Origin of the sequence: Bradyrhizobium sp. 31Argb (genome assembly GCF_043638955.1) — a bacterium.
Classification (GTDB): domain Bacteria; phylum Pseudomonadota; class Alphaproteobacteria; order Rhizobiales; family Xanthobacteraceae; genus Bradyrhizobium.
Window position 1 is genome coordinate 1 of sequence record NZ_JBEGDB010000280.1, and the last position, 10,415, is coordinate 10,415.

The window sequence follows — 10,415 nt, forward strand, 5'->3', positions numbered from 1 at the left end:
GGTGACCTGCCTGAGCCTTGTTACCAGGGCCTTCAGGCGCTGCTGGGCCTGGCTCGGCAGCGCGGTCGGAGCCAGGTCCTTGGCGTGGGCGAAGCGGGCGATCACCGAGCAATCGATCCGGTCGGTCTTCTCCAGAATGCCCATCGCCTCGGCATAGCGGCGAACACTGCGGGGGTTGGTCAGCGCACAGCTGATATTCCTCCCCCAGAGCTCGACGAATGCTCCTCGCTCGTAGCCGCCGCTGGCCTCCATCACCACCAGCGTGACCGCGTGTTCACGACAGAACGCGGCCAGTTCTGCAATGCCCGCCGGATCGTTATTGAAGCTCGCAAACCGATGCCCGGGTTCGATGCAGACATCGAGCGTGGCTTTCGAAACGTCCACTCCACAAATCGTCTTCTTCACGGTAACCTGCCTTGTCCATGCGATCGGAACTCAAGCGACTGTTCGGTCGTGCGTGACATGGCGAAGATCCCAGAGCTCATCCACGGTTGTGGCCGGAGGGGTAACGGGCGACTTCGCCACGCACCTTGGCCGGTGGCCACCGGCCAAGGTGCTAAGTCGCTTCCATCGCACAGATCATGGCCGTGCAGATACAAGGGGTCCTCTCCACGAGCGAGCGGGCCCGTGGAGAGAACCCCTCACCCAAACGAGTTCTTGGCTGGCATCGGAGCTGCCCTCTCCCACAAGGGGCGAGGGCACATCAACTGGCATCTCCAAGCGTGATGCGATTTGGCTACTGCTGTCAGCGCTTGCGTGTGAACCGTGCGACGAGCTCGACGTGCGGTGTGTGGCGGAACTGGTCGACAGGGGTGACGCCTTCGATCGTGTAGCCGCCGTCGATCAGGATCTTGGCGTCGCGGGCGAAGGTCGCGGCGTTGCAGGACACCGCGACCACGGTGGGCACCTTGCTTGCGGCAAGCTGCGTTGCCTGCGCCTGCGCGCCTTGGCGCGGCGGATCGAACACGACCGCGTCAAAGTCGCGCAATTCCTGCGGCACCAGCGGGCGGCGGAACAGGTCGCGCGGCTCGGCCTTGACCGGCTTCAAGCCCGCCGTCGAGGTTGCGGCTTTCTGCAGGCTCGCAACCGCGCCGGCGTCGCTGTCGAAGGCGGCGATCCGCGATTTCGCCGCCAGGCGCAGGGCGAATGGGCCGACACCGCAGAACAGGTCGGCGATATGCTTGGCGCGCTGGCAGTGATCGCCGACGAGCCGCGCCAAGGTCTCCTCGCCGGCGACGGTCGCTTGCAGGAACGAGCCCGGCGGCAGGATCACCTCGGCCGTTCCGATCGTCACCGCGGGAGGCGCGCGCATCAGCACCAACTCGCCATGCCGTGTCAGCCGCGCCAGGCGATGCTGTTCGGCGATGCGCGACAGTGCGGCGATCATCGTCGAGGGCAGGGCGCCCGAGCCGCGAACGTCGACATCGAGACCATTGAGGGTCGAGGTCACCTGGATGTCGAGCGGCTTGCCCATCGAGATCAACGGCTCGGCGATCGCCCAGGCAGCGTCGAGCGCGCCGCTCAAGCCGGGATCGAGGATCGGACAACGATCGACGGGGATGATGTCGTGCGAGCTTGCCGCGGCGAAGCCGACCTTGAGCACTTCATGCGTGCCCATCCGCGCGTGAAGCGTGATGCGGCGGCGCCCGAGGCCGTGGGCGTCGATCAGCGGGGCGACCTCGGCCGCAACCTTGGCCTGCGCCAGCGCCTCGACGACGAGGTCGCGCTTCCAGGCACGGTAGCTTTCATTATCCCAGTGCTGGATCGCGCAGCCGCCGCAAATCCCGAAATGCGGGCAGAACGGCGTGATGCGCTCGGGACTGGCGCGTTCGACCTGGAGCAGCCGACGCCGGTCGGGATGGCCGGGGACGGTGGCAACCTCGACCGCCTCGCCGGCGAGCGCGTAAGGAACGTAGATCGCCTGGCCGCCCTCCATCGCGACACCGTCGCCACGATGGCCGACATGGTCGATCAACAGCCGTTCAGCCACGGCGCGCGCCGAGGAAGAATTCGATGTTGCCGTCGCCGCCGGTGATCGGGGACGGAAAGACCTGGATATCCGTGCAGCCCTGCGCCGCCGCAAAGGCTGCGATGTCGTCGCAGATTTCCTGATGCACCATGGCGTTGCGGATGATGCCGTGCTTGAGATGCTTTCGCTGCGCCTCGAATTGCGGCTTGATCAGCGCGAGCAGGTGCATCGGCGCTGCCGCCAGCGACAGCGCCACCGGCAATACCAGCTTCAGCGAGATGAAGCTGACGTCGATGACGACGACATCCGGCCGCGCCGGCAGGCGCTTGCCCTCGAAGGAGCGGATATCGGTCTCTTCCATCGAGACAATCCTCGGATGGCCGCGCAGCGACGGATGCAATTGGCCGTGCCCGACATCGATCGCAAACACCAGGCTTGCGCCGTTGGCGAGCAGCACCTCGGTGAAGCCGCCGGTCGAGGCGCCGACATCGAGGCAGACGTGACCCTCGATGTCTACAGGATATTGCTCCAGCGCGCCGGCCAGCTTCACGCCGCCGCGCGAGACATAGGGGTGCGCAGGCTCCGCCGACAGCGTGGCGTCAGCCGCAAGCGTATCGGAGGGTTTCGCCACCTGCTTGCCGTCGGCGATCACGAGCCCGGCTTCGATCGCGGCCCGCGCCCGCGCCCGGCTCTCGAACAGGCCGCGCTCGACCAGCAGCACATCCGCGCGCTTGCGCGGGGGCTGCTCGCTTTCACTCTTCTTCATCAGCTTCAACCCGTCCTTCGCCCATGGTCCGCGGCAAGGCGGACGCAGGCCTCGAAGCAGGTGAGGTCGTGCCAGATATCCGCAGGCGCAGCCTTCGGCGTCACGAGCGGGCAGCCGTGCAGGTCGAGGGCGTGCATCATCATCAGATTGTCGGGCAAGCCAAACTCTTCCACAGTGAGGCCTTGTCCATCGGCCAAGCGGCCGTCGGGCAACGTCGTCACTTCATATAGGCGCGCCACGCGAGTTGCATATGACGCGGGGTCGTTGGAATAGCCGAAGCACAATTTGCCGCGCCCCGCCATGTAGCCGAGCTCATAGACGGTGCCTGCGTCGGCACTGGGGCCACGAAACGGCGTCAAATTGGCGATGATGGCATCGGCTGCCTCCATCATCGCTTCGTTGCCCTTGAAGATGACGAGGGACGCATCGGGCGCCGACAGATCGACCGCGTTGTCGAGCGGATAGAGCCCATTCAGACCGTGACGCGCGCAAAGTTCAGCCTTGCGCCGTCCGATCTCAATCGCATCCGGCAGGAACACGTCAGGACCTGCCAGATAGATCTTCATCGCGGAATCCGCGGGAAGCCTGAGGTCAGGCGAGCTTGACGGTCTCGGTCTTGAAATCCTTGCCGAGGGTCTCGAACACCTTGGCGACGATGCTCTTGGCGTCGAGGCCTGCGTGGGCATACATCGCCGCCGGCGTGTCGTGATCGAGGAACACGTCGGGCAGCACCATCGAACGCATGCGCAGACCGCCGTCGAGCATGCCGTGCTCGGCGAGGAGCTGCATCACATGCGAGCCGAAGCCGCCGATCGAACCTTCCTCGATCGCGATCAGGATCTCATGCTCGCGTGCAAGCTTCAGGATCATCTCTTCGTCGAGCGGCTTCATGAAGCGCGCATCTGCGATCGTGGCGGAGAGGCCGTGCGCCGCCAGCTCGTCGGCGGCCTTCTCGCACTCGGCGAGGCGGGTGCCGAAGGAGAGCAGGGCGACCTTCTTGCCTTGGCGGATGATGCGGCCCTTGCCGATCTCGAGGGGAATGCCGACTTCGGGCATTTCGACGCCGCGGCCTTCGCCGCGCGGATAGCGCAACGCGCTCGGGCGGTCGTTGATCGCCACCTGCGTTGCGACCATGTGCACGAGCTCGGCCTCGTCGGAGGCCGCCATGATGACGAAGTTCGGCAGGCAGCCGAGATAGGCGTTGTCGAACGAGCCGGCATGGGTGGCGCCGTCGGCGCCGACGAGGCCCGCGCGGTCGATCGCGAAGCGGACCGGCAGGCTCTGGATCGCGACGTCATGGACCACCTGGTCGTAGCCGCGCTGCAGGAAGGTCGAGTAGATCGCGCAGAACGGCTTGTAGCCTTCGGCGGCGAGGCCGGCTGCGAAGGTCACGGCATGCTGCTCGGCGATGCCGACGTCGAAGGTGCGGTTCGGGAACGTCTTGTTGAAGATGTCGATGCCGGTGCCGGACGGCATCGCGGCGGTGATGCCGACGACCTTGTCGTCCTTCTGGGCTTCCTTGACGAGGCTCTGGCCGAACACGTTCTGGTAGGCCGGCGCATTCGGCTTGGCCTTGGCTTGGGTGCCGGTGGCGACGTCGAACTTGACCACGGCGTGGTACTTGTCGGCGGAAGCTTCCGCCGGCGGATAGCCCTTGCCCTTCTGCGTCACGACGTGGACCAGGATCGGGCCGGTGTCCATGTCGCGGACATTCTTCAAGACGGGCAGCAGATGGTCGAGGTTATGGCCGTCGATCGGGCCGACATAATAGAAGCCGAGTTCCTCGAACAGCGTACCGCCGTCCATCATGAAGCCGCGGGAATATTCCTCGACGCGGTTGGCGCGGTTGGCCAGCACCTTCGGCAGATGCTTGTTGATCTGCTTGGCCGCCTCGCGCAGCGAGCGGTAGGTCTTGCCGGAATAGAGCCGCGACAGATAGGCGCTCATCGCACCGACCGGCGGGGCGATCGACATGTCGTTGTCGTTCAGGATCACGATCAGGCGCGAGTTCATGGCGCCGGCATTGTTCATGGCCTCATAGGCCATGCCCGCCGACATCGCGCCGTCGCCGATCACGGCGATCACATTGTTGGTGCCGCCGGAGAGATCGCGCGCCACCGCCATGCCGAGGCCGGCGGAGATCGAGGTCGAGGAATGGGCGGCGCCGAACGGATCGTAGTCGCTCTCGCTGCGCTTGGTGAAGCCGGACAGGCCGCCGCCGGTGCGGAGCGTGCGGATGCGGTCGCGCCGGCCGGTCAGGATCTTGTGCGGATAGGCCTGGTGGCCGACGTCCCAGATCAGCCGGTCGCGCGGCGTGTCGAAGATGTAATGGATCGCGGTCGTCAGCTCGACCACGCCCAAACCTGCTCCGAAATGGCCCCCGGTCACGGAAACCGCGTCGATGGTCTCCTGGCGGAGTTCGTCGGCAACCTGGTGCAACTGCTCGACCTTGAGCCGGCGCAGGTCGTCGGGCGTGCGGATCGTGTCGAGAAGCGGCGTCTTACTGTATGTGGTCACAGCGATATTCCAGTTCTTGAGGTCAGGGCCAGCGGCCCGACCGGAGATGGGGGCGCATCGATTGCGCCGTGAGAGTCCAGACGCCAGTTGCCGCCTTGGCAGGTCGGCGCCTGATTTGAAAGCCTAGATGCACCCCGGATCGAACCATGTGATATGCATCACGCTGGTAACTGCATCCGTCCCGGTCATTTTCGTCAGCCTTTCGAAGGTATTCGCTGCCGCCAAATCTGCGGCAAGCTGCCCCCAAACAGCCATAGAACGGCAAGCTTTACACCAAAGCCATCGGCAAAGCCAAGCCGCCCAGCCACCGGGTTCCCGGGGACCCCAAGCGGGGGAATTGAAAAGTCTAGGGTTTTTAACCGTGCCGGCGGGCGGAAGGTTCCAGCGCTAGCAAATTCCCGCTAGCCGTGTCCTCCGCGCCGCACATCTCGATCCGGCGCCAGGCCCGCTCGCGGGTAGCCGGATCGCCAACCTCCAGGGCGGCCTCCGGGAACGCCATCCGCTCCTTCAGCGGCACCGGACCGCATACGATCATGAAGAAATCGTATGGGTGCGGGCGCTGATTGGCCATCACGAACTGAAAATGCACCCGGAAGAACTGCCAGCGGAAGGTATTGTAGTGCTCCGGCTTGACGATGTCGCGGAAGCGGATCGGCACTATGGTCGGATTGCGCCTGGTATCGCCGAGTTCGATGCCGTGACTCGAGATCGGATCGAACTGGTAGAAGTTCATGACATCCTTGCGGGCCTGGCAATCGATCCATTCGATCGAAGGTTCCTGCGCCAATTGCCGCAAATGGTCGCGAAAATCCTGCGATACCTTGTGAAAGCCCACGATCGGAAGATTGCCGCCGATGGTGAACAGCACCACGCGGGGGCCGTGACGGCCCAATGACGGGTCGAGCCTCAGCGCTCGCGCAAGAATCTCGGTGCCCAGGAACGATCCCGAGCTGTGGCCGACCAGCACGATCTCGTCGGCGTCGCTCGTGCGCGCCACGTTGACGAGGTGCCGCGCAAAACGGTCGATGCGCTCGTCCCACTCCGGACGTCGTCGATGCGAGAACTCCCAGGTCCAGATCGTGTCCGACAGGAGATAGAGCACGTAAGTGTTGTTTTCGGTGTATTTCAGCATGGTGCCGAGCACGGCCACGAAGATCGCGGTTGCCGCGGCAACACTGAAGAGATCGGGGAGGCCGATCGCGTTGAGGCCCTTTTCGAACACGAAAGCAACTGCCGCAGCGCACAAGGCTTCCAGCAGCAGCACGACATGCGGATAGGTGATGAACGCCGTGAAACGCCAGTTCGCCCGCGTGAACCGCGCGATCGTGCCGGTGAAGACCAGCCCCCAGTAGATCCAGAGGGCATGAAACACGGTGCGCCAGATCGGGGCGGCGAGGTCGCGCTGGATGAAATCCTCGAACCGCAGGAAATCGTAGGACGTGCGGGTCTGCCAGTCGGCCGCCTTGGTCTCGATGGTCCAGGACGCGATCTCGTCATCGTCGGCGACCTTCGGCCGGCTCATGGTGGCCGATAGCTGGTAGAGACGGCTGAATTTCCGCAGTTCGGTCCTGAACATGCGGTAGTACTGCGCCAAGCCGCGCGGATCGTATCCCTGGATATAGATGATATGGCGGTGCCGAACGCGCACTTACTGTCCCCAGATGAGGTTGGGACTATAGCAGCCAGCGCGATGCGCCAAGAGCTATTTCGGTCCTCTTGTGGGGAAGAACCGCGGCAAATCCGCTTATTGTTCTCCACTGTTGCGCGGAGAGGCTCGCCACTCCTGATGAGAATGACCTCCAAAGTCTCCCTGTTCGCAGCTATATTGGCGGGATGCGAACAGGATTGTCGGATGCATACGATCGAAATCAGCGATGAAACCTACGAGGCGGCGAGGCGAACTGCCGCTCTCGATAGTATCGACGTGAAGACCCTCATCGAAAGCCTTGTACGTCGCCATGCCGAGTACATCGAGGTGTTCCACGAAAGGGCGTCTGAGATGCCGCCTTTCAGTTTGGAACATTATGAGATGGACCGTGTCCCCGGAGAATCGGAGGAAGATTACCAGGACCGCCTCAGGATGTTCACCTCTCTATGAGGGCTCCCGCGGTGATCTGCTTATTGCACGTCGAGCGGCTCGGTTCCCGTAGCCTGGCCGCTGGCATCGGTCGTGATCTTGTCGACGCGCGCCTCGGCCTGCCGCAATAATTCCTCGCAGCGGCGCTTCAGCGCCTCGCCGCGTTCATAAATGGCGACCGATTCCTCAAGTGGCACCTTGCCGTCCTCAAGCCGTTTGACGATCGATTCAAGTTCCTCCATCGCGCGTTCGAAGGAGAGCTTCTTGACGTCGACTTTGTTATTTTCGACTTGAGTGGTGTTTTCTGCCATTTACTCGCGTTCCCATTCGCGTTTTTCGGCTGCGCCGTTCTCAGCGCAGAATCAAGCAATTCTCTGCGGAAGTATTGTGGCGTCGATTTACGCGCCCATCAATGCGGTGACATGCGCGGCCACCGACTCTTTCAATCCCTGCAGATCATAGCCGCCTTCGAGCACGGAGACCACCCGTCCGCCGGCGTGCCGGTCGGCGAGATCCAGAAGCTTGCTTGTCACCCAGCCGAAGTCGTCGGCCCTCAGGTTGAGCGAGGCGAGCGGATCGCGGTAATGCGCGTCGAAGCCAGCGGAGATGATGACGAGCTCGGGGCCGAATTTTTCGAGCTGCGGCAGGATCAAATTGTCGAACGCCGAGCGGAATTGCGTGCCGCCATCTTCGGGCGCGAGCGGCGCATTGACGATGGTGTCGTGCTCGCCGCGCTCGCCGCGGCTGCCGGTGCCCGGAAACAGCGGCATCTGGTGCGTCGAGCAATACATCACGGTCGGATCGGCCCAGAAGATATCCTGGGTGCCATTGCCGTGATGAACGTCGAAATCGACCACGGCGACGCGGCCGATGCCGAACTTGCGCTGCGCGTGGCGCGCGGCGATCGCGGCATTGTCGAAGAAGCAGAAGCCCATCGGACGGCTGGCTTCGGCATGGTGGCCGGGCGGCCGAACCGCGACGAAAGCATTCGGATGTTCGCTCGACATCACCGCATCCGTGGCCGCAACCGCGCCGCCTACGCCGCGCATCACCGCTTCCCAAGTGCCTGGCGACATCGAGGTGTCGCCATCGATGTAAACCAGGCCGGAGGTCGGAGCGATGTGGCGGAGCTCGCCGACGTAAAGCTCGCCATGGCAGAGCATGACGGAATCGAGGCCGCCTTCCGGCGCTTCGCCGCGTGCAAGCGGTGCGAACCGCTCTTCGCCAAGCACCTCGGCGACCGCACGCAACCGGTCGGGGCGTTCGGGATGGCCTGATGGTGTCAGGTGGTCGAGGCAGGCGGAATGCGTCAGAAGAAGGGTCATGCAGGTTTCCGGCGCATTCGCTGCGCGTTCTTGCGAGTAACGCCCTATTTAGGCGCTCAGTGCCCACCGCGAAAGCCCTCCGTCGCCTTGTAGCTCGGGTGGAGCGAAGCGCAACCCGGGGTCTTGGCGCGGCATACGGCTCATCGTGCAGGCTTTCCCGGGTTGCGCTGCGCTCCACCCGGGCTACGGGCCTTTAGGTTAGTTGATCCGCTGGATTCGGTTGCCCGGCGTGGGCCTGACCGGGCTGTTCGCCTGGAAATAGGCCTGGAGGGCATCGACATCATAGGGGCCGGTTAGCGGCGCCTGACCTTCTTTCAGGACCGTGAAGCCGTCGCCGCCGAGCGACAGGAAATTGTTGACCGTCACCCGATAGGTCGCGGCGGGGTCGATCGGCGCGCCGTTCAGCGTCATCTTCTCGGCGATGATGCGCTCGCCGTCGCCCTTGCCCGCATCCCATGCGTAAGCGAATCCTTTCGACACCTGCAGGATCCGCGGCCGCTTCGGGTCAAGCCATTGCTGCTCGAGCGCGTCCTTGATCTGCTTGCCGGTGAGGGTCAGCGTGATGAGCTGGTTGCGGAACGGCTGGCTCGAGAACAGGTCGGCATAGGTCACGGCGCCGTCCTCTCTCCGCGCAATATCGGTGCGCACGCCGCCCGGATTGGTGAAGGCGATCACCGCGCCGCCTTTTTCCGGCGAACTCGTCGCGGCGAGCTGGGCGTCGGCGATGATGTCACCGAGCGCGCTTTCGCCTGCCTGGTTCGGCACGCGCGACAGCGTTTCCGTCACCGAGCCTGCCGGACGGTTGGCGATCGGTGCGGCCAGCCGGTCATAGGCCTCGATCAGCGCGGTCTGGCTCGCGTCCTTGGCCAGCGTCTGGCTGCGGACGATGGTGTTCTCGGCCTTGGCGCTGATGACGTCGCGGGTCTTGGGATCGAGCTTGAGGTCAATCGCGGTGACCAGCGTGCCGTATTTGTCGCCGGAGGTGACAAGCCGGCCGTCGATGTCGCAGACATAGGCCTGGTGGGTGTGGCCGGAGATCACGACGTCGACCGCGCGATCAAACTTCTTCACGATGTCGACGATCGGGCCGGAGATGCCGGGGCATTCGTTGTAGTCGCCGGTCGGCACGCCGCCTTCATGGATCAGCACCACGATCGCCTCGACGCCGCGCGCCTTCAATTCCGGAATGAGCGCATTCACCGTCTCGGCTTCGTCGCGGAATTCGAGGCCGGCGGCGCTCGCCGGCGAGATGATATTCGGCGTGCCCTTCAGCGTCAGCCCGATGAACGCGACCTGGATGCTCTCGAACTGTCTGATCTCGTAGGGCGGGAACACGGTCTTGCCGGAGGCCTTCTCGAAGGTGCTCGCGGCGAGATAATGGAATTTGGCGCCGGGGAAGGGATGAGGACCGCGGCACTTCTCGGTCGGATGGCAGCCGCCCATCTGCATCCGCCGCAGTTCGTCCATGCCCTCGTCGAATTCGTGGTTGCCGACGGAGGCGACCTCGAGCCCCATCATCGACAGCGACTCGATGGTCGGCTCGTCATGGAACATCGCCGACAGAAATGGGCTCGCGCCGATCAGGTCGCCTGCGGCGACGAAGATCGTGTTCTTGTGTCCCTCGCGGAGCTGCCGCACCAGGGTCGCCATGTGCTCGGCACCGCCGGCGGGCACGACGATCTTCTGTGAGCGTCACGAGAGGATCGCCGTGCCCGGCCTTGACTTGCGCGGAATGCTTTGGATTGCCCGATCGGGGTGATT

The 10,415-nt window shown here is 64.1% G+C and carries 9 protein-coding genes and 1 pseudogene; 1 reads left to right on the top strand and 9 read right to left on the bottom strand.

The window, feature by feature from the left end; translation table 11 throughout:
• The 6 genes from AAFX91_RS34060 to AAFX91_RS34085 all read right to left on the bottom strand — a co-directional run.
• A partial coding sequence (locus AAFX91_RS34060) for a transposase (protein ID WP_394569485.1) occupies positions 1-405 on the bottom strand: 405 nt, incomplete at its 3' end.
• Between the two features lie 340 nt (positions 406-745).
• Complete coding sequence (locus AAFX91_RS34065; protein ID WP_394569486.1) at positions 746-1,990, bottom strand: class I SAM-dependent RNA methyltransferase; 1,245 nt, start codon at positions 1,988-1,990, stop codon at positions 746-748.
• Complete coding sequence (locus AAFX91_RS34070; protein WP_394569487.1) at positions 1,983-2,735, bottom strand: TlyA family RNA methyltransferase; 753 nt, start codon at positions 2,733-2,735, stop codon at positions 1,983-1,985. The genes AAFX91_RS34065 and AAFX91_RS34070 overlap by 8 nt, the downstream gene beginning before the upstream one ends.
• 5 nt (positions 2,736-2,740) lie before the next feature.
• Entirely contained in the window at positions 2,741-3,301 is a 561-nt protein-coding gene (locus tag AAFX91_RS34075; RefSeq protein ID WP_130582753.1) for a nucleoside 2-deoxyribosyltransferase, read from the bottom strand.
• A gap of 25 nt (positions 3,302-3,326) precedes the next feature.
• The gene (gene dxs / locus AAFX91_RS34080) at positions 3,327-5,252 is read right to left on the bottom strand and encodes a 1-deoxy-D-xylulose-5-phosphate synthase (RefSeq protein WP_130582752.1); all 1,926 of its coding nucleotides are present in this window, start codon (positions 5,250-5,252) and stop codon (positions 3,327-3,329) included.
• A 355-nt stretch (positions 5,253-5,607) separates the two neighbouring features.
• A complete protein-coding gene (locus tag AAFX91_RS34085) occupies positions 5,608-6,900 on the bottom strand; it encodes a hypothetical protein (protein ID WP_394569488.1) in 1,293 nt (430 codons plus the stop codon).
• Positions 6,901-7,104: 204 nt separating this feature from the next.
• Between AAFX91_RS34085 and AAFX91_RS34090 the strand changes: the two genes are divergently transcribed.
• Complete coding sequence (locus tag AAFX91_RS34090) at positions 7,105-7,350, top strand: hypothetical protein (protein WP_130582750.1); 246 nt, start codon at positions 7,105-7,107, stop codon at positions 7,348-7,350.
• Between the two features lie 20 nt (positions 7,351-7,370).
• Here AAFX91_RS34090 and AAFX91_RS34095 read toward each other — a convergent pair whose 3' ends face one another.
• From AAFX91_RS34095 to AAFX91_RS34105, 3 genes and pseudogenes are all read right to left on the bottom strand, one after another.
• Positions 7,371-7,640: an exodeoxyribonuclease VII small subunit gene (locus tag AAFX91_RS34095; RefSeq protein WP_028168306.1), complete on the bottom strand. Its 270-nt coding sequence runs from the start codon at positions 7,638-7,640 to the stop codon at positions 7,371-7,373.
• A gap of 87 nt (positions 7,641-7,727) precedes the next feature.
• Positions 7,728-8,654, bottom strand: coding sequence for a histone deacetylase family protein (locus tag AAFX91_RS34100; protein WP_130582749.1), 927 nt, complete (start codon positions 8,652-8,654; stop codon positions 7,728-7,730).
• Positions 8,655-8,852: 198 nt separating this feature from the next.
• Positions 8,853-10,343, bottom strand: a pseudogene (locus AAFX91_RS34105) (bifunctional metallophosphatase/5'-nucleotidase); the annotation flags it as partial.
• Positions 10,344-10,415 lie beyond the last annotated feature (72 nt).